Source organism: Rhodopseudomonas infernalis (assembly GCF_022271405.1).
In the GTDB taxonomy this organism is placed as follows: domain Bacteria; phylum Pseudomonadota; class Alphaproteobacteria; order Rhizobiales; family Xanthobacteraceae; genus Rhodopseudomonas; species Rhodopseudomonas infernalis.
Window position 1 is genome coordinate 1 of sequence record NZ_JAJNAL010000040.1, and the last position, 18,740, is coordinate 18,740.

The 18,740-nt window shown below is 63.9% G+C and carries 22 protein-coding genes; 6 read left to right on the forward strand and 16 right to left on the reverse strand.

What is annotated here, in order from left to right; genetic code table 11:
* Positions 1-128: 128 nt before the first annotated feature.
* The 6 genes from nusB to glyA form a co-directional block, all read right to left on the reverse strand.
* Positions 129-650 carry a transcription antitermination factor NusB gene (nusB, locus tag LPW26_RS20975; protein WP_238737575.1) on the reverse strand — a complete coding sequence of 174 codons (522 nt, stop codon included), beginning with the start codon at positions 648-650 and terminating at the stop codon, positions 129-131.
* A gap of 2 nt (positions 651-652) precedes the next feature.
* Entirely contained in the window at positions 653-1,144 is a 492-nt protein-coding gene (gene ribH, locus LPW26_RS20980; protein ID WP_238737576.1) for a 6,7-dimethyl-8-ribityllumazine synthase, read from the reverse strand.
* 139 nt (positions 1,145-1,283) lie between these two features.
* Positions 1,284-1,892 (reverse strand): riboflavin synthase, encoded by a 609-nt coding sequence (locus LPW26_RS20985; protein WP_238737577.1) that lies wholly within the window; start codon positions 1,890-1,892, stop codon positions 1,284-1,286.
* A 10-nt stretch (positions 1,893-1,902) separates the two neighbouring features.
* Positions 1,903-3,084 (reverse strand): bifunctional diaminohydroxyphosphoribosylaminopyrimidine deaminase/5-amino-6-(5-phosphoribosylamino)uracil reductase RibD, encoded by a 1,182-nt coding sequence (gene ribD, locus LPW26_RS20990; protein WP_238737578.1) that lies wholly within the window; start codon positions 3,082-3,084, stop codon positions 1,903-1,905.
* On the reverse strand, positions 3,081-3,563 hold the full coding sequence (nrdR, locus tag LPW26_RS20995; protein ID WP_238737579.1) for a transcriptional regulator NrdR: 483 nt from the start codon (positions 3,561-3,563) through the stop codon (positions 3,081-3,083). The genes ribD and nrdR overlap by 4 nt, the downstream gene beginning before the upstream one ends.
* Positions 3,564-3,710: 147 nt before the next feature.
* Positions 3,711-5,012, reverse strand: coding sequence for a serine hydroxymethyltransferase (gene glyA / locus LPW26_RS21000; RefSeq protein ID WP_238737580.1), 1,302 nt, complete (start codon positions 5,010-5,012; stop codon positions 3,711-3,713).
* A 262-nt stretch (positions 5,013-5,274) separates the two neighbouring features.
* Here glyA and LPW26_RS21005 point away from each other — a divergent pair, with 262 nt between their 5' ends.
* Together LPW26_RS21005 and LPW26_RS21010 are read left to right on the forward strand one after the other, a co-directional pair.
* Complete coding sequence (locus LPW26_RS21005) at positions 5,275-5,529, forward strand: type II toxin-antitoxin system VapB family antitoxin (protein ID WP_238737581.1); 255 nt, start codon at positions 5,275-5,277, stop codon at positions 5,527-5,529.
* Complete coding sequence (locus LPW26_RS21010) at positions 5,529-5,909, forward strand: type II toxin-antitoxin system VapC family toxin (protein ID WP_238737582.1); 381 nt, start codon at positions 5,529-5,531, stop codon at positions 5,907-5,909. Before LPW26_RS21005 ends, LPW26_RS21010 begins: the two co-directional genes overlap by 1 nt.
* Positions 5,910-5,986: 77 nt before the next feature.
* Here LPW26_RS21010 and LPW26_RS21015 read toward each other — a convergent pair whose 3' ends face one another.
* Positions 5,987-6,751, reverse strand: a complete 765-nt coding sequence (locus LPW26_RS21015; protein WP_238737583.1) for a DUF4145 domain-containing protein — start codon at positions 6,749-6,751, stop codon at positions 5,987-5,989.
* Positions 6,752-7,114: 363 nt separating this feature from the next.
* On the opposite strand from LPW26_RS21015, the gene LPW26_RS21020 reads away from it, so the two are divergent.
* Positions 7,115-8,254, forward strand: coding sequence for a YaaC family protein (locus LPW26_RS21020; protein ID WP_238737584.1), 1,140 nt, complete (start codon positions 7,115-7,117; stop codon positions 8,252-8,254).
* A gap of 46 nt (positions 8,255-8,300) precedes the next feature.
* On the opposite strand, the gene LPW26_RS21025 is transcribed toward LPW26_RS21020, so the two are convergent.
* The 8 genes from LPW26_RS21025 to LPW26_RS21060 all read right to left on the reverse strand — a co-directional run bounded on the left by LPW26_RS21025 (position 8,301) and on the right by LPW26_RS21060 (position 14,189).
* Positions 8,301-8,927: a glutathione S-transferase family protein gene (locus LPW26_RS21025; RefSeq protein ID WP_238737585.1), complete on the reverse strand. Its 627-nt coding sequence runs from the start codon at positions 8,925-8,927 to the stop codon at positions 8,301-8,303.
* Positions 8,928-9,048: 121 nt separating this feature from the next.
* The gene (locus LPW26_RS21030; RefSeq protein ID WP_238737622.1) at positions 9,049-9,255 is read right to left on the reverse strand and encodes a hypothetical protein; all 207 of its coding nucleotides are present in this window, start codon (positions 9,253-9,255) and stop codon (positions 9,049-9,051) included.
* 743 nt (positions 9,256-9,998) lie between these two features.
* Complete coding sequence (locus LPW26_RS21035; RefSeq protein WP_238737586.1) at positions 9,999-10,556, reverse strand: DUF4142 domain-containing protein; 558 nt, start codon at positions 10,554-10,556, stop codon at positions 9,999-10,001.
* Positions 10,557-10,568: 12 nt separating this feature from the next.
* Positions 10,569-10,784 (reverse strand): hypothetical protein, encoded by a 216-nt coding sequence (locus tag LPW26_RS21040; protein WP_238737587.1) that lies wholly within the window; start codon positions 10,782-10,784, stop codon positions 10,569-10,571.
* A 15-nt stretch (positions 10,785-10,799) separates the two neighbouring features.
* The gene (locus LPW26_RS21045; protein ID WP_238737588.1) at positions 10,800-11,000 is read right to left on the reverse strand and encodes a hypothetical protein; all 201 of its coding nucleotides are present in this window, start codon (positions 10,998-11,000) and stop codon (positions 10,800-10,802) included.
* A gap of 225 nt (positions 11,001-11,225) precedes the next feature.
* Complete coding sequence (gene ldtR / locus LPW26_RS21050; RefSeq protein ID WP_238737589.1) at positions 11,226-11,744, reverse strand: transcriptional regulator LdtR; 519 nt, start codon at positions 11,742-11,744, stop codon at positions 11,226-11,228.
* Positions 11,745-12,074: 330 nt separating this feature from the next.
* Positions 12,075-13,640, reverse strand: coding sequence for an AMP-binding protein (locus LPW26_RS21055; RefSeq protein WP_238737590.1), 1,566 nt, complete (start codon positions 13,638-13,640; stop codon positions 12,075-12,077).
* A 78-nt stretch (positions 13,641-13,718) separates the two neighbouring features.
* Entirely contained in the window at positions 13,719-14,189 is a 471-nt protein-coding gene (locus LPW26_RS21060; RefSeq protein ID WP_238737591.1) for a DUF6163 family protein, read from the reverse strand.
* Positions 14,190-14,425: 236 nt separating this feature from the next.
* Between LPW26_RS21060 and hemB the strand changes: the two genes are divergently transcribed.
* The 3 genes from hemB (at position 14,426) to LPW26_RS21075 (ending at position 17,010) form a co-directional block, all read left to right on the forward strand.
* Positions 14,426-15,478, forward strand: a complete 1,053-nt coding sequence (gene hemB / locus LPW26_RS21065; protein ID WP_238737592.1) for a porphobilinogen synthase — start codon at positions 14,426-14,428, stop codon at positions 15,476-15,478.
* 132 nt (positions 15,479-15,610) lie between these two features.
* On the forward strand, positions 15,611-16,162 hold the full coding sequence (locus LPW26_RS21070) for an RDD family protein (protein ID WP_238737593.1): 552 nt from the start codon (positions 15,611-15,613) through the stop codon (positions 16,160-16,162).
* Positions 16,163-16,236: 74 nt separating this feature from the next.
* Entirely contained in the window at positions 16,237-17,010 is a 774-nt protein-coding gene (locus tag LPW26_RS21075; protein ID WP_238737594.1) for an arginyltransferase, read from the forward strand.
* A 152-nt stretch (positions 17,011-17,162) separates the two neighbouring features.
* On the opposite strand, the gene LPW26_RS21080 is transcribed toward LPW26_RS21075, so the two are convergent.
* Entirely contained in the window at positions 17,163-18,536 is a 1,374-nt protein-coding gene (locus LPW26_RS21080; RefSeq protein WP_238737595.1) for an Nramp family divalent metal transporter, read from the reverse strand.
* Positions 18,537-18,740: the final 204 nt, after the last annotated feature.

Consider the following 18,740-nt stretch of genomic DNA (forward strand, 5'->3'; position numbering starts at 1 on the left):
CGCGCAGCCACTCTCGGCCGCGCGGCGGCGCCCCCTCACCCGGATCGCATCTTGCGATGCGATCCGACCTCTCCCCACGCGCGGGAGAGGTTACGCCGAGTCGGTCGCACCGCTGCGGCCCAATAGGCTCAGCGCGTAAACTCGTCCGCCCGAAACTGCCGCGCGATCTGGTCGAGCACGGCGTTGACCATGCCGGTCTCGTCCTTCTCGACGAAGGCGTGGGCGACGTCGACATACTCGGAGACCACGACGCGCGCCGGAATGTCCTTGCGGTGTTCGAGTTCGTAGGCGCCGGCGCGCATCACGGCGCGCAGGATGGCGTCGATCCGCGCCAGCGGCCAACCCTTGGCCAGCGCTTCGTCGATCAGCGGATCGAGCTTCTTCTGGTCGCGCACCACGCCCGACACGACGTCGCGGAAGAACGCGGCTTCCGCCGGCAGATATTGATCGCCCTCGACCTCGTTGCCGATCCAGTGGCTCTCGAATTCGGCGAAGGTGTCGTCGATCCCGGCGCCGCCGACGTCCATCTGGTACAGCGCCTGCACGGCGGCGAGCCGGGCCGCGCCGCGGCGGTTGGCCTTGCGCTCGCCAGGCTTTTTATCGCCCGGCTTGGACTGCGGCTTGAACGGTTTGCGGGGTTGCTCGGCCATCGTCAGGCTTTCGCCAGCCGGCGCTTGATCCGCACCATCGCCAGCGCGGCCCGCGCGGCATCGCCGCCCTTGTTGAGGTCGCCGGGCTTGGCCCGCGCCCACGCCTGCTCGTCGTTGTTGACGGTGATGATGCCGTTGCCGAGCGGAAACTTTCGCGCGACGCTGAGGTCCATCAGCGCCCGCGCCGACTCCATCGACACGATCTCGAAATGGATGGTCTCGCCGCGCACCACGCAGCCGAGCGCAATCGCCGCGTCGTAAGGCTTGCCGGCGGCCTCCGCCGCCTCGATCGCGATCGCGACCGCCGCGGGAATCTCCAGCGCGCCCGGCACGGTCAGCACATCGTGGGTCGCGCCGGCGGCCTTCAGCTCGGCGACCGCGCCCTCGAGCAGGGCGTCCTGGATGTCGTCATAGAACCGCGCCTCGACGATCAGGACGCGCGCGCCCGAAATGTCGGTCTGGTCTTTCAAGGGAGCGCGCCGCGCGTCTGCCATGGGTTGATCCTGGTTTGTCGTCATGGCCGGGCTCGACCCGGCAATCCATCTGCCTCGGTCGGAAGATGGACGCGTTCTTGTTAAGAGGATGGATGCGCGGGTCAAGCCCGCGCATGACGTCGAGATGTGTATCTGCCGCCTATTTCATCTCGCTCAACCGCGCCGCATAGCGGGCCATCAGGTCGACCTCGATATTGACCGCGGCGCCGACCTGCCAGCCGCCCAGAATGGTGGCGCTCAGCGTGTGCGGGATGATCAGCACCGAGAACCGCGTGCCCTCGACCGTGTTGACCGTCAGCGAGGTGCCATCGAGCGTCACCGAGCCCTTCGGGGCGATGAAGCGTGCCAGCTCGCGCGAGGCCTCCAGCGTGAACCGCGCCATGTCCGGCAGCTCCTCGCGCGCCACGATGGTGGCAACGCCGTCGACATGGCCGGTGACGATATGGCCGCCGAGCTCGTCGCCGATCTTCAGCGCGCGCTCGAGGTTGAGCCGTGTGCCGGCGGTCCAGCCGTTGGCTGTGGTCATGGCCAGCGTCTCGGCGCCGGCATCGACCTCGTACCAGGTTGTGCCGCCGTCGACGCCCGAGCCGACCACGGTCATGCAGATGCCGTTGCTGGCGATCGATGCGCCGTCGACGATGGTCGACTGATCATAGGCGCAGCGGATGCGCAGCCGGTGCAATTGCCCCTGCGCAACTGGCCTGACGGTTTCGATCTCGCCGATGTCGGTGACGATGCCGGTGAACATGCGGGGCCTCTCAAGTCCGGTCGTAAATGGTGAGCGTGTCGTCGCCGATACGCTCGCAGCTGCGTTCGCGCCAGTCCGGCGCAGCGGTGATAGCGGTCAGCGGCACGCCGTCCAGCGCTTTGAGACCGCCCTCGCCGATCGGCGCCGGACCGCGCAGCAGCCAGATCTCGTCGGCGAGCTTGCCGGCGACGATCGCGCGCGCCGTCTGCGCACCGCCTTCGATCAGCAAGCGCGTCACGCCCTTGGCCGACAGCGCGCGCAGCACCGCCGGCAGATCCAGCCCGGGCGTGTCGGCGCAATCGGCGACGTGGATTACTTCGGCGCCGGCGGCGCCCAGTCGCATCGCGCTGGCGGCTTCGGCGATTTCGGACGCCATCAGCCACAGCGGCGTCTGCCGCGCCGAATGCACCAGCTTGCTGTCGCCCGAGATGCGCAGGCTGCGGTCCAGCACCACGCGGATCGGCGAGAGCGCCGCCATGCCAGGAAGCCGGCAAGTCAATTCCGGATCGTCGGCCAGCACCGTGCCGATGCCGACCAGAATCGCATCCGACTGCGCGCGCAACAGATGCACCCGCGCCCGCGCCGCTTCGCCTGTGATCGCCACCGGCTTGCGGCCGGCGGCGGCGATCCGGTCGTCGGCCGACACCGCCAGCTTGAGCACGACATGCGGCCGCTGCTCGCGGACCCGCAGCAGATGCCCGGCATGGTCGCGCGCGGCCTCGCCGGCACACAGCCCGACCTCGACCGCGATGCCGGCGTCGCGCAGCCGGGCATGGCCCTGCCCGCCGACCAGCGGATTGGGATCCTCGATCGCCGACACCACCCGCGCAACGCCGGCCGCGACGATCGCGTCGGCGCAAGGCGGCGATCGGCCGTGATGCGAGCATGGCTCCAGTGTCACATACAAAGTCGCACCGCGCGCAGCCTCGCCGGCTCGCCGCAGCGCCTCGACCTCGGCATGCGGGCGGCCGCCGTCCTGGGTCCAGCCACGGCCGACGATGACGCCGTCCTTGACCAGCACCGCGCCTACCGCCGGATTGGTACCGGTGCGGCCAAGGCCGCGGCGGCCCAGCGTCAGCGCCAGCTGCATGTAACGGTGATCAGCGGCGTCGCTCGGCGTCGCCTGCGCTTTCGCGGCCTTCTCGGCGGCCAGCCGGGCGCCGTATTGCTCTTCCAGGATGCGGAAGATCATTTGCGGACCAGCGCCGACCGGATCTCATCTTCATTGGTGAGTTCGCCGAGCACGGCTTCGAAATCCTTGGCCTCGCGAAAATTGCGATACACCGAGGCGAAGCGCACATAGGCGACGTCGTCGAGCTTGCGCAGATGATCCATCACGATCTCGCCGATCGTCTCCGACGAGATGTCCGCCTCGCCGCCGCTTTCCAGCTCGCGGACGATCGCCGACACCATCTGCTCGACCCGCTCCGGCTCGACCGGCCGCTTGCGCAACGAGATCTGCACCGAGCGCACCAGCTTATCGCGGTCGAACGGCACGCGGCGGCCGTTGCGCTTGATGACGGTGAGTTCGCGGAGCTGCACCCGCTCGAAGGTGGTGAAGCGGAAATTGCACGCCACGCATACCCGCCGCCGCCGGATCACCGAGGAGTCCTCGGTCGGCCGGCTATCCTTCACCTGGGTATCGAGGCTGTTGCAGTTCGGGCAGCGCATCGCGACGCGTCCTCAGAGCCTTGCCAAGGGGATCAGCCCCCTCGTTCGTCATGGCCGGGCTCGTCCCGGCCATCCACGCCTTTTTCCCTTCCAACGCTCAAGGCGTGGATGCCCGGGACAAGCCCGGGCATGACGGGCGGTAATTAATTACTGATAGATCGGGAAGCGGTCGGTCAATTCCTTGACGCGCTGCCTCACCGAAGCTTCCACCAGCGGCGCGGCGCCTTCCGGCGATTGCGCAATGGCGTTCAGCACTTCGGCGATCAAGTTACCAACCTGCTGGAACTCGGCGACACCGAATCCGCGGGTCGTCGCCGCCGGGGTGCCAAGGCGCAGGCCCGAGGTGACGAACGGCTTCTCCGGGTCGAACGGGATACCGTTCTTGTTGCAGGTGATGGCCGCGCGGACCAGCGCCTTCTCGGAGACGTTGCCCTTCAGCCCCTTCGGCCGCAGGTCGACCAGCATGAGGTGATTATCGGTGCCGCCGGAGACCAGATCGAAGCCGGCCGCACGCAGCGTTTCCGCAAGCGCCTTCGCGTTTTCGACGACATTCTTCGTGTAGACCTTGAAGTCGGGCTGCAGCGCTTCCTTGAACGCGACCGCCTTGGCGGCGATGACGTGCATCAGCGGCCCGCCCTGCAGGCCGGGGAAGATCGCCGAGTTGAACTTCTTGGCCAGCGCCTCGTCGTTGGTGAGGATCAGGCCGCCGCGCGGGCCACGCAGCGACTTGTGAGTCGTCGTGGTGGTGACGTGGGCGTGCGGCACCGGCGAGGCGTGCACGCCGCCCGCCACCAGGCCGGCGAAATGCGCCATGTCGACCATGAAATACGCCCCGACGCTGTCGGCGATCTCACGGAAGCGCTTGAAGTCCCAGGCGCGCGGATAGGCCGAGCCGCCGGCGATGATCAGCTTCGGTTTGGTTTCCTCGGCCAGCTTGGCGACCGCATCCATGTCGATCATCTGGTCCTCGCGGCGCACCGTGTAGTGCACCGGCTTGAACCACTTGCCGCTCATGTTGACCGGAGCGCCGTGGGTGAGATGGCCGCCGGCGGCGAGATCGAGGCCCATGAAGGTATCGCCGGGCTGCAGCAGCGCCAGAAACACCGCCTGGTTCATCTGGCTTCCGGAATTCGGCTGGACGTTGGCGAAGGCCGCGCCGAACAGCTTCTTGGCACGATCGATCGCCAGGTTCTCGGCGACGTCGACGAATTCGCAGCCGCCGTAATAGCGATGGCCCGGATAGCCCTCGGCGTATTTGTTGGTCATCACCGAGCCCTGCGCTTCCAGCACCGCGCGGCTGACGATGTTCTCGGAGGCGATCAGCTCGACCTCGTGGCGCTGGCGGCCGAGTTCACCCTTGATCGCGGCGGCGATCTCGGGATCGGCCTGCTCGAGCGAGGCGGAGAAGAAACTGTCGGGCGCGGAAGCGTGCTTGGCTGATGTGCTCATGGGCAAAGTCTCCACCGCCGCAGCCGGTTCAGCCGGTGCGAGCGGTTACAGGATAGCGGTTCGGAAGCGGCGGGTGCCGCATAGCACATCCGGACCGCCCGGCCAAGGATCTGAACCAGCTCTCTGCCAATCCTTTGCGGCAAGTTGGGCAGTCCAGGACCAGATGTGGTGGCTGCGAGCCGTTTGCACGGGGCCAGCAAGGACTTCCCTTGCACCAGAGCGAGGTGGAATATACCTGATTAGGAACCAAGGAACCTCGCTCATGGCACTCAGCATCAAGGATCCCGAAACTGAGCGGCTGGCGCGCAATCTCGCGCAAGCCACTGGCGAAACCATCACTCAGGCGACCAAGCGCGCTTTGGAAGAACGGCTTCGCCGGGTTGGCGGAGCGTCCCGCCGATCGGAATTGCTCGAGGACATGGCGGCCATCCGCCTTCGTTGGAGCGCGCTGCCGGTCGCCGACGGCCGGACCGCGGACGACATCGTCGGCTACGATGACGATGGATTGCCGCGCTGATGGTGATCGACACCTCCGCCATCGTCGCGATCGCGCTCAACGAGCCCGATGCGGCGGCTCTCGAAGCCCGGATTGCGGACGATCCAGTTCGGCTGATCTCTGCTGCCACCGTGCTCGAAGCGACCATCGTTTTGGAAACGCGGCTCGGCGAGGCCGGCGGACGCGAGTTCGACCTCTGGCTCCACAGGATCGCCGCCGACATCGTCCCGGTCGATGCCGAGCAGACCGAGACGGCGCGCCGCGCCTGGCGCCGCTACGGCAAAGGCCGGCACCCGGCCGCACTGAACTACGGCGATTGCTTCGCCTACGCCCTGGCGACGACCCGCGGCGAACCGCTGCTGTACAAGAGCGAGGATTTTGCGAAGACGGAGGTCGGTTAGAACGGCTTGTCGCGGCCGCCGCATATCGCTGCGCTCATGAGGCGCTACTATTGTCGGCCCGCCATCAAGCACGGTAGTCATTTGGGTTGTGGAAGAGCGGTTCCGGCAAGTACCTTTTTGAAAGATTCATTTATGCTGATCTTCTCATCTTCCCGCTCTTTAAATTGATTGTAGCGGTCGGATAAATCGTAAACGTATTCTGTGATAGCGTAGACGAATGCTTGTAAGTCTTCGGCATCCTGCCGACTTACCGTTATATCCTCTGGATGTGCAGCGAGATTTCTCACTGCGTTGAGGCTAATACTCCAATCATAAAGACGATCATCGATAATTGTCCTATCACGAAGCTCTTTTATTCCGGCATTCAACATAATACGCTTCGCCCGCGAGCGCACTTCTTCGCGCGGCTCATTTTCGGGTGTTGAATCTGACGCGTCTCTAATTTGTGGCGCTAATAGATCGCGACAGAGAGCCTCAAGAGCCCGACCTAACATGACGCATGCAGCAATGTTTGCTCCAGCTTGGAGCGAACGATCAGCCTCAGTTAGGGATTGTGTCAGCGTGCGAGGAATTCGGCTGCTTACGAAAACTTTCGGAGGATCTGGATAAACCCGGACAACATCTGCATAAAAGTCACTTTCGGCCCCGAGATAGTTTTTGAACGAGATTTGCTCCGATCGCCCCACAAGTATCGTTGTGCACCTTGGACACTTGCCGATCATCACCCGTTCACCGAAAGGCTCTCCAGCGTCATCGTCATACCACGACCGCTCGACGGCCGCAGACTGCTGAGCGCCCACCTTCGCCTTACATTGAGGGCAATCAACTATAAAAATCGCCATCGCTACACTTATATTGTCAAATACAGCTTATACTATCAAGTATGACGTCGGAGTTGCAAGCACATAAAGGCGACGCGGCCGACTACAACCTGCCCCATCCTACACTCCCTTCCCGTGCGGCGCCAAAACGCCGGACGCGGGCCAATACTGCCTAATTGGCGGGGAGACCATCCCGGTTCAGCGTATAGTGATGACGAATTAGCGCTTGGAACGATTGCAGCGACCCGTCGCCGCATCAGTGCAGGCGAGATTCGGGATCAGTCAAATGATCAACCCCAGCGCAATCGATGCGCTCATATTGACTAGTTGCCGATTCAGCGTTTCACCCGCTACAGTATCTAGACACGACACCAAACTCTTCGCTTGATCAAATTGCGATTTGCGACATTGGCTATTTCTTCTCTCAGAAGCATTCCGAAATCGGACGCCTCCCATCAAGTAATGCGAGGACTACGATCGCTCACCGATATTTCTTACGTTACCGAACTTCTGTGCGCACGACATTCGCTTACCCTCGATCAAAAACGGAATGCGCGCGCTCAAGCCGAATCGATACGATCTTGCCTTGAACAAGGGCTTGAGTATCGCGAAGCTGCATTGAAGTCTGATTACGCCCGACCAACTCTTGCGTACTACTCAACGATGTCCTTCGCCATTTGCGAAATTCTTCTTAAGCGAGACGGGAACTACAGGCTGCAAAGACTCCGACAGCAACATGGCCATCACGGCATCGACTTCTCGATTCCCGACGTTAGGCAACACGAGAGTTTGTCAGCCGACCAATTGATCGCGATCCCCCGCCAAAGCGGGACATTTCCAGTTTGGTATGGGACATCCAATCACCGGCCGATTTGGCGGAAGAAGACGTTTCGGAAAAGAGGAACGACCCGCGCCGGGATCACTCTCTTGCTAGCTGCACCACCTGAAACGCCTAAGCCACTGCCCCGCACATCTCTTCTTGACTTAGCAAACGCCTGCCCTGCGCTCATATCTGAGAAGAATGAGCTTGGGTTGGACATAAGATTAGTCAGATCTACAATTGAGTGTATCGTCGATGAAGACAGTGGTTACACAACCTGGTCGCTTATTATACATCCTGCACGCCCAGAGGTAGTTGAAGCGATCCACGAACAATGTCGGCTTGGATTGCGATGCCTTGACCTTGTTCAAGCGCAGCCATTCGACCAGGGTGGCGGATTTTATATTTCTGTCCCGAACGATTGCGACTACCTCGCGTTCGCTATACCCGGGGGGTATAGCGGCGATGGTGAAATTCTATTGCTTGATCTCAGAGAGAACGACCTGAACGAGTTCGGGATGTATTATTTGGCGTCGTACATTTCGGGTATGTTTGCCAGGTACTACCCCGAATTATGGGAAAAATGCTCCGATAGCAGGAACAAGCTCTATCTGCTGATTGACGCCATGATGAACGCAGCTATCGAAAGAGCTCCGTTGCTTCTATTGGAAGAATTTAGAGAAGAAGCCTTTGTATTAGTCTGAGATGTTAGCAAATCGATTTCTAGCGAACGGCTAATAGCTGCCGCCCTCACCCCATCCGATACGCCCCGCCCTTCTCCACGCTCCGCCGGAACGCCGGCCGCGCGTGCATCCGCCCGATCCACGCCGTCAGCGCCGGATACGGCCCCAGCTTCCCGAACGACCCTGCGACCTCGGCGACAAAGCTCATCATGATGTCGGCGCCGGTGAGATTGTCGCTGACGAAGTACTCGCGGCCGTTCAGCGCGCCCTCGATGAAGCCGAGGTGGTTGGCGATCTCGCTGTCGATGCGGGGCTGTAGCGGGGCGGCGGCGTCTTTCAGGCGGGCCGTGTAGAGCTGCAGCATCAGCGGCAGCATCGCCGAGCCTTCGGCGTAGTGCAGCCATTCCTGATAGGCCTCGAAATCGGGCGTGCCCTCGGCGGGGCGCAGACCGCTGCCGGCGCCGTGGCGGCGCAGGATGTAGTCGACGATCGCGCCGGACTCGACCAGCGTCAGGTCGCCGTCGGTGATCACCGGCGATTTGCCGAGCGGGTGCACGGCCGCGAGTTCGGGCGGCGCCAGCCGGGTGGTGGCATCGCGCTGATAGCGCTTCAGCTCGTAGGGCGCGCCGATCTCTTCCAGCAGCCACAGGATACGCTGCGAGCGGCTGTCGTTGAGGTGATGAAGCGTCAGCATGGCGATCTCCGGGAGGCTGGTGGCGCGTCGGTGCGGCCGGCTGGCTGGGATGTGGTCGATCTCGGACGCCGTCCCGGATTTCGCTGCGCTGCATCCGGGCTACGGGTGAGAACCAGACGCGTTACAGCGTCTCCTGCTTGGCGCCGCATTCCTTGCAGGTGTAGGCGACACGGCTGACGCCCTTGGGCGCCTTGACCTTGTTGGGCGCGCCGCATTTGCCGCAGGTCGCCATGATCACGGTGTCGCCCTGCTTCACCGTGACGGTCTTGTTGGCCATCGCCTCGCGCATCAGCCGTTCGGCTTCCTCGCGCATCGCCTTCTTGTCCATGCCTTGCCCTTGTTGCTGCATTTCGAGGCGCCTTGTAACCCACCGCCGCGGCGGCGCCGCATGAATTTCGCCGCCGCGCGCGAAATCCGGTTGACAGCCGGTGTAAATTAGGATTATTTCCCCAATGTCCTGTCCGTGAGGGGCGCTTCTCGAGGGCGCTTGGAAGCGGGACAGATCACGCCGCCGGGCAACCGGCGGGGTCAATGCCCGGCGACGCCAGCTTGCTGGTCTAGCCGGGTGGATGCGGCTCCTGCGGTCGTGGCTCGCAACCACGATCCCGGGCGGCGACGGGCACCGGTCCCGGCCCACTAAGAGGCCGCGCCGTAGTCGGTAGCCTGCACCGAAGGCGAACGGCGGGAAACCGTCGGGATGGCGAGCGCGGCGTCCGGTGGGCGAGCGCTCGGGCCTGGGTGACTGTGGAACCGGTCCGTTGCTGAAAAGTGCCGCGGTGGGCGCGCCGGAGCGGCGTCGCGATGGTTCGCAAAGCCATCGCAACCACTCACCACCCTTTGCGCCGACCGGCGCGCCCCCGCCCCTCGCTGTGACAGCGACAGGCGCAACCCTCGGGCTCGACAGAGCCGCGAGAACGCGAAGTCGTGGCTGTTTGACAATGTGAAGCGGAGGCACGCGGAGGATGGCGGCCTAACCACGGAGGACGGCTTTACGTAGCACGACGGCTTGGACGGAGAATGACGGCTCTTCGAAAGAGCTCTCAACCCGCCCCTCCATCCGTCTCCCCCCCCTCACTGCAGCTTCAACAATTCCTCCTTCGCCCGCTCCAGCAACGGCAGTTGCTGCTTGGCGAAGCGGCGGACGTCGTCATTGTCGGGGTGCAGAAGATAGCGCCGCAGCAGACCGATCGCGCCGTCGACGTCGTCCTTCTGCTTGTCGAGATAGTCGCGGATGAAGTCCTGGCCGACCTCGCCCTGCAGGCCGGCGAGCTCGTTGCGACGGATCAGACTCGGGTCGGGGGCGAAGTCGATGTTGAGGAGGCCGAACATGTTCAGCCGGCCGATCTCGATCTCGCGCTTGCGGGCCAATTCGGCCTGAGCTGCTGCATATTGCCGGATCGGCTCGGTGCCGCGGGTCGCGGCCAGATCGGCCGAACGCAGCTGCACCATGTTGAATTCGTGCAGCAGGCGAAGGACATCGTGCTCGTTGGGCGGCCAGCCGAACAGACGCTTGAAGCCGACATCTTCGAGCAGCGACCGCTTGCGCGGCGTTTCCGATCCGGCGATCGCGCCGGCAAAAACGACGATCGCCGGGAGGATTGCAACCAGCCCGGCGATCAATCGGATCATCGTGAAATTGCCTCAGAGGCCGGTGTAACCCGCCTTGACCGGATCGTTGCTGCCGTCGAGCTCGCGCAGATACACCAGCCCGCAGACAGTGAGGCGATTATCGTCGGTTTCACCGGCTTCGAACAGCGTGCGGATATAGTTTTCCACTTTGACCTTCATCTGATCCGCCGTTTCCTGGCTGGTCAGAAGCCCGTAGGTCTGGATCACGCGGTCGATGGCTCGTTGCATGTAGTGCCTCTCTGCTCAGGCTGCGATCTTTGCGGCCTCGAAGATGGAAATCGCCTTGTTGGCGAGCTTCAGCGGGTTGCGCTCACCGCGGTGAAACATTTGAACGATGAGTTGCAACAGAGCGTCGTGAGTGGCCGACGTATCGGCAATCACCCCGCTACGACGCAGATAATTGGCCGAAATGTCGTAGGCACGGCCGATCACATCGACGTTCATTGGCTCACCGTCCGGTATGCGTGGAGCATCTCAGGACAGAATAAGTTGCAGCGCGGCGAAAAGTTCCGCGCTCTGCAGGAAAGATCCCTGTCGGCTGACAAAAAAGGCCCCCTTCTCAGGGGGCCGATGAAGAACTGCCTGGAGAGCAACGGGAGCGCGCCTGCCTGTCTTCGTCGGACAGTCCGGCTTGCCGCCGGTTGGGCGTCGGCGCGCCCCGGATCGGGATCAGAGCCGGTACAGGATCTGGTCGGTCCAGAACCGCTCGAGCCGGTGCAGCGACTTGTTCAGCGTGGCGAACTCCTCGCTGGAGATGCCACCGACCTGCTCCACCGTCTTGACGTGCTTCTGATACAGCGCGTCGACGATGTGGCGGACTTCCTGGCCCTGCGCGGTCAGGCGGATGCGAACCGAGCGGCGATCGACCCGCGAGCGCTGATGATCGAGGAAGCCGAGTTCGACCAGCTTCTTCAGATTGTACGACACGTTGGACCCCAGGTAGTAACCGCGCGTGCGCAGCTCGCCTGCGGTCAGCTCCTTGTCGCCGATGTTGTACAGCAGCAGCGCCTGCACCGAGTTGATATCAGCACGGCCGCGACGATCGAACTCGTCCTTGATGACGTCGAGCAGCCGGCGGTGCAGCCGCTCCACCAGGGTCAGGGCTTCGAGATAGAGCGGCTGGACCGGCGCTTGACCTGCGGATGCGGGCGCGGCGGTTTCGGTTGCCGTGGCGACGGCTTTGATCATGACACTTCCCCTGTCGTCTTTTTTGATCGACTTATTCGACGAAACTTGTGTCTCGTCTGATAGGTCCAACTTAAGGGGCCGCTTTGAACATCAGCTTAAATAAGACGATAAAGAGATCATGAATTTAAGAGAGTGAATCGCGGATTAAGCCCGCAGATCGGGCACTTCTTGCAACGTTTCGTTGACGGATCATGCTCGATTCCACGTCCGTTCCGCGGTGCCTGTCGCATAAGGAAACAGCTCCGTTACAATTCGAAAGATTCCCGTAACGGAGCTGACCGAACCCTTTAAGGTCACCAGAACCTTACCTGCGACAATTTTCGAAAAATCTTACGCGACACCGCGTGTGCGACCTTCCCAATATGGTGCGCGCAGCACCTTGCGGTCGATCTTGCCGAGACCGGTCACCGGAATGGCGTCGACGAAGTCGATCGTTTTCGGCGACCACGGCGCGCCGCGCTTGTCCTTCACGTGCGCCTGCAGCTCCGCGGCGTCGTTGTTGGCGCCGGGCTTGAGCACGACGAAGGCCTTCACCGCCTCGCCCCATTTGTCGTCGGGCACACCGATCACCGCGGCCGACGCGACCGCATGATGCGCCATCAGCGCATCCTCGACTTCGCGCGGATAGATGTTGAAGCCGCCGGAGATGATCATGTCCTTGGTGCGGTCGACGATGTACAAGTAACCGTCGGCATCCTTCACGGCGACGTCGCCGGTGTGCAGCCAGCCGCCGCGGAACGCTTCTGCCGTCGCCTCGGGCCGCTTCCAGTAGCCGTCCATCACCAGCGTGCCGCGCACGCAGATCTCGCCGGGCTCGCCGATGCCGACCTCGCGCAGCTCGCTGTCGAGCAGCTTGACGTCGACCAGCGGGTTCGGCCGTCCGCAACTGCCGAGCCGGCCGGGCTTGCTGTCGTCGTGATCGATCTTGCGCATCGTGGTAATGCATTGCGGCGCTTCGGTCTGGCCATAGAGCTGCACGAAGATCTTGCCGAAGATCGCCATGCCCTCGCGCAGCCGGTCCGGCGACATCGGCGCGGCGCCGTACACGATCATGTCCAGCGACGACAGATCGTGGCGCACCCTCACCTCCTTCGCATCGATGAGTGCGTAGATCAGCGTCGGCACCAGGAACACCGCTGTGATCTTGTCCTCGGCGACGACGCGGCAATACGACTCGATTTCAAAGCCGGGCACCAGCCGCGTGAAGCCGCCGCGCATCATCACCGGATAGACGGTGACGCCGGCGGCGTGGCTGATCGGCGTTGCGGCGAGATAGCGTATCTCCGCCGGCCAGTCCCAATCCGCGTAGAGCAGCGCCGCCATGGTGGACAGCGCGCGATGCGGGATCATCACGCCCTTCGAGCGGCCCGTGGTGCCGCCGGTGTAGGCCAGCCACGCGATGTCCGAGGTCACGCTCTCGTCGACCAGCGGTGCCGGCTCGACGCTTGCGAAGCCATCCAAGAGATCGCGCGCGCCCTCGACGGGCCCGAACGACAACAGTTGCTTCAGGCCGGGCACACGGGCGCGGATCGCGAGGCCGCGCGCGGCGAACTTGCCGCTCTCGACGATCAGTGCGTCGATCTCTGCGTCCTCGATGATGAAGGCGTGGTCGTCCTCGGCCGCCATCGGATGCAGCGGCGTGTAGCGCAGGCCCATCACAGTCGCGGCGGAAATTGCCGCCCAGGATTCGGCGCGGTTCGACGACAGGATCGACAGCGCGCTGCCCTTGGTCAGGCCGACGGCGCGAAACAGTGTGATGAAGCGGCCGACCGCGTCGCCGAATTCGCGATAGCTCCAGCGCGTGGTGTCGTCGGCGATCGCCGGCCGGTCACCGTAGCGCGCGATGGCGTTGACGATCAGGCTGCCGCCCGTCCCGCCGGAATGAAGCTGGTCCATCTTGTCCCTTCCTTGTGTTTTCTTGATTGATGGCGATGAGCCGCGCGGCCGTTCGGCCTGTCGCGGCGGACGTTGCGGCTATGGCGGCCGTTCCCGCGCTGCCATCCAGGCAAGCCCCAGATAGGCGGCGAGCAGCAGCGCCTCGATCGAGACGATCAGCAGGCTGCCGCCATAGATCGCCGGAAACATCAGCTCGATCACCGCCATCGACACCACGGTGGTGAGCCAGACGACGGCGCCCCACGGCGTCGCCAGCCACAGTCCGATCGCGGCGACCAGTTCGATCACGGCGAAATAGACCGTCGCGGTCTGCCAGGCCATCGACTGCACTTCGAACACATCGTCCTCGCCGCCGACGAAGCCGGTGATCTGCGCCCAGTGATAAAGGCCCTTGCAGATCGAGATCACCGCCATCACGCGCAGGAACAGCACCAGACGCTGGGTCCAGTCGTTCTCGTGCTGCTCGTCGCGCTCGGGCGCGATCGCGGCGACACCGATCGAGGGATCCCGCGGGATGGTTTCGCGCGATGTGGGTTGGATCTCGGTCATGCGGCTCGTGGTTCGGGTGGACGGCAGGCTGGCCTGATGGTGGCAGTCTTGATGGCCGAAGTCTCGATAGGCGGAGTCTTGACAGCGGGAGTCTTGGCCCGCCAGGGCGGCAAAATCAATCGCTTGTGATGGGGCCATTCCGCCCCGATTGCGCCAAGTCAACAGCGCAGTGACGCGGCAGTGTCAAAATGCTATTTTGAGGCACCAAACGGGCGCCTCCAGGGAGAATTGGCAAAATGGCGATCAAATTCGGCCGTCCTATCGAAGTTCGCGACCCCGTCCTCCGGCCGTCCGCTCCGCCGCTCGACCTGACCATACGCCCTCGCCGCAACCGCAAGACCGAATGGGCACGCCGCCTGGTCCGCGAGAATGTCCTGACCACCGACGATCTGATCTGGCCGATGTTCGTAATCGACGGCGACAACAAGCGCGCGCCGATCAATTCGATGCCGGGCGTCGAGCGGCTCAGCATCGATCAGGTGGTCCGGGCCGCCGAGCGCGCCGTCAAGCTGGACATTCCCTGCATCGCGTTGTTCCCCTACACCGAAGCATCTCTGCGCGACGAGGAAGGCACCGAGGCGACCAATGGCGACAATCTGGTGTGCCGCACCGTCCGCGCCATCAAGAAGGAATTCCCCGAACTCGGCGTGCTGTGCGACGTCGCGCTCGACCCGTTCACCAGCCACGGCCATGACGGCCTGATCTCGGATGGGCGCATTCTCAACGACGAGACCGTCGCGGTGCTGGTGAAGCAGTCGCTGGTGCAGGCTGAGGCCGGCTGCGACGTGATCGCGCCGTCCGACATGATGGACGGGCGCATCGGCGCGATCCGCGAGGCGCTCGACGCGGCGGGCTTCCTCGACGTGCAGATCATGGCCTATGCGGCGAAGTACGCCTCGGCGTTCTACGGCCCGTTCCGCGACGCGATCGGCTCGGCCAAGGCGCTGACCGGCGACAAGCGCACCTATCAGATGGACCCCGCCAATACCGACGAGGCGATTCGCGAAGTCGAACTCGATCTCGCCGAGGGCGCCGACATGGTGATGGTGAAGCCCGGCATGCCGTATCTCGACATCGTCCGCCGCGTGAAGGAAACCTTCGCGGTGCCGACCTTCGCCTATCAGGTGTCCGGCGAATACGCGATGATCGCGGCGGCCGCGAACAACGGCTGGCTCGACGGCGAGCGTGCGATGATGGAAAGCCTGCTCGGCTTCAAGCGCGCCGGCGCCGATGGCGTCCTGACCTACTTCGCCCCGCAGGCGGCGGAGAAGCTGAAGAAGCTGGGCTGATACCAGCCCCGCGGCGTCTCCGGCCTGCCCCGAGGGCCGGATGGACCGTTTGTAATGTCGCGGCGGCCTTGCAGGCCGCTGGCGTCATCGCCATGTCGATCGCGACGTTGTTGTCCAAGCGGGGAGCGCCTGATGTCTGACTATGGTTCGAGCGGATCCGGTCCGAACGCCAATGCCGGCTGGCGCAGCGCGGGCTACGACCAGCCCGACGAGTCCGATCCCTGGCGGAGCCCGGAGCTATTCCAGGGCGTGCTGACCAAGCGCGTCTTCGCGTTCCTGATCGATGCCGTGGTGCTGGCAGTACCGGTGATTCTCGCCTGCGTGTTCATCGCTGTGTTCGGCGTGGTGACGCTGGGGCTCGGCTGGACCCTGTTCTGGATCGTGTCGCCCGCCTCGGTGATCTGGGCGCTGGTGTATTATGGCGCGTCGCTCGGCGGACCGCATTCGGCCACGCTCGGGATGCGGGCGATGGGGATCGAGCTGGTGACCTGGAGCGGCGAGCCTGGCTATTTCGTGCTCGGCGCCGTGCACGCCTTCTTGTTCTGGCTGTCGGTGTCGATGCTGACCCCACTTGTGCTGCTGGTCGGCCTGTTCAACGGCCGGCGTCGGCTGCTGCACGACATCGTGCTCGGAACCGTGATCATCAACAGCCCGGCGCTCGCCGCGCAGCCGGCCCGACCGTAACGAAGCGCCAAACCGATTGACCGGAGCCGGCCGGGGCGCGATGCTCGACCGCGTTGGAGATTGAACGGACCGACGTGACTCAGCACTCGCGCGACACCCCGCAGTTTTATCTGACGGCCCCCTCGCCGTGCCCGTATCTGCCGGGCCGGCACGAGCGCAAGGTGTTCACCCATCTGGTCGGCAACAAGGCCGGCGAGTTGAACGATCTGCTCACCCACGGCGGCTTCCGCCGTAGCCAGTCGATCGCCTACCGCCCGGCCTGCGACCAGTGCCGGGCCTGCGTTTCGGTTCGGGTCATCGCCAACGAATTCCGCACTTCGCGCAACCAGCGCAAAATCCTCGCCCGCAACGCCGACATCGTCGGCGAGCAGCGCAACGCGGTGCCGACCTCCGAGCAGTATTCGGTGTTCCGTGCCTATCTCGACCAGCGCCATCGGCACGGCGGCATGGCCGACATGACCGTGCTCGACTACGCGATGATGGTCGAAGACAGCCACGTCCAGACCCGCATCATCGAATATCGCAAGCGCACCGTCGACACCGGCATCACCGGCCGTGGCGGCGACCTGATGGCCGCGGCACTGACCGACGTTCTCAACGACGGGCTGTCGATGGTGTACTCGTTCTACGAACCGGGCGAACACAGCCGCTCGCTCGGCACCTTCATGATCCTCGATCACATCGCCCGCGCCCGCCGGCTCGGCCTGCCCTATGTGTATCTCGGCTACTGGATCGAAGGCTCGAAGAAGATGGACTACAAGGGCCGCTATCTGCCCCAGCAGCGCCTCGCCTCCAGCGGCTGGCTCCGCGTCGACGCCAGCGGCGAATATCCCGAGCCGCAGGACTGATACTCATCGGACTTCAATCGCGTGGGCGTCATCCTGAGGTGCGAGCGAAGCGAGCCTCGAAGGATGGGCCGCAGGCACTTGTGGCCGCATCCTTCGAGGCTCGCCCTGGCGGGCGCGCACCTCACGATGACGATTCAGCATAGATAGTCGCGCTAACCCGTCGCGAAGTCGAACACCAGCTTCATGTTCAGCGCGATAATGATCACCGCGATCACCGCCGCCGAGGCCGTCAGCCAGCGCGGCGCGACGAACACGCCCATCTTGGCGCGGCTGGCCGTGAACATCACCAGAGGCACCACGGCGAACGGAAGCTGCAGGCTGAGCACGACCTGACTGAGAATCAGCAGTTGCCCGGTCGCCTTCTCGCCCGCCCACATCGTGACGCCGACCGCCGGCACGATCGCGACCATCCGGGTGATCATCCGGCGCATCCAGGGCTTCATCTTGAACTGGATGAAGCCCTCCATCACGATCTGCCCGGCGAGCGTCGCGGTGATCGTGGAGTTGAGACCGCAGCACAGCAGCGCGATGCCGAACAGCGTCGGCGCCAGCGTCGAGCCGAGCAGCGGCGCCAGGAAGGCGTGAGCCTCGTCGAGTTCGGCGACATCGGTCTTGCCGGCGTGATGGAAGGTCGCTGCCGCCAGGATCAGGATCGAGGCGTTGATGGTCAGCGCCAGGCAGAGCGCCAGCGTCGAGTCGAAGGTGGCGAGTTTGATCGCTTCGCGCTTCGAGGACACGTCGTCGCGATAGCCGCGGGTCTGCACCAGGCCGGAGTGCAGATACAGATTATGCGGCATCACCGTCGCGCCCAGAATGCCGAGCGCCAGATACAGCATCTCGCTGTTCTTGAAGATCTCGGTGGTCGGCGCAAAACCGCGGATCACTGCGCCCCAGTCGGGATCGGCCATCGCGATCTGGATCGCGAAGCACGCTGCGATGACGCCGAGCAGCGCCACCACGAAGGCTTCGATCCAGCGGAAGCCGAACGCCTGCAGCGCCAGCACGAGAAACACATCCGCGGCGGTGATCAGCACGCCGAGTTCGAGCGGAATGCCGAACAGCAGATTGAGGCCGATCGCGGTGCCGATCACTTCGGCGAGGTCGGTGGCCGTGATGGCGATTTCCGCAGACAGCCACAGCGGCCACGACACCCAGCGCGGATAGGCGTCGCGGCAGGCCTGCGCCAGATCGCGCCCGGCCCCGACCCCGAGCCGCGTGCACAGCGACTGCAGGATGACCGCCATGATATTGGAGATCAGCGCGATGCTGAGCAGCGTGTAGCCGAACTTCGAGCCACCGGCGAGTGAGGTCGCCCAGTTGCCGGGATCCATATAGCCGACGGCAACCAGATAGCCGGGTCCGAGAAACGCGACCATCTTGCGCCAGAACGAGCCGCTTGCCCGCGCCGGCACCGAGCCGAACATGCCGACCAGCGATGGCTCGCCACGGGCTGTGCGCCAACCGCCCGGCCCCCCCTCGGGCTGAAGCGGCAGATCCGGGTGAGGTCCAGGCGTGCGTGCGTCCATGTTTTCAGATTGGATGATTTCGATCCTTCTTGCAACTGATTTGCAAAAGCAAGAACCGGCTACCTTCCTATTTGACCCCAGATTCGCACGGTGCTGGAGGTATTTCGGCTTTCACCGTGCGGATTCAATGAGCATGCTGGTTCATTGGGCACAAGCCGGGCGCGCGCTCGCTTACGCAGGGCGGCCGGCGTCCCCGATTTCGGC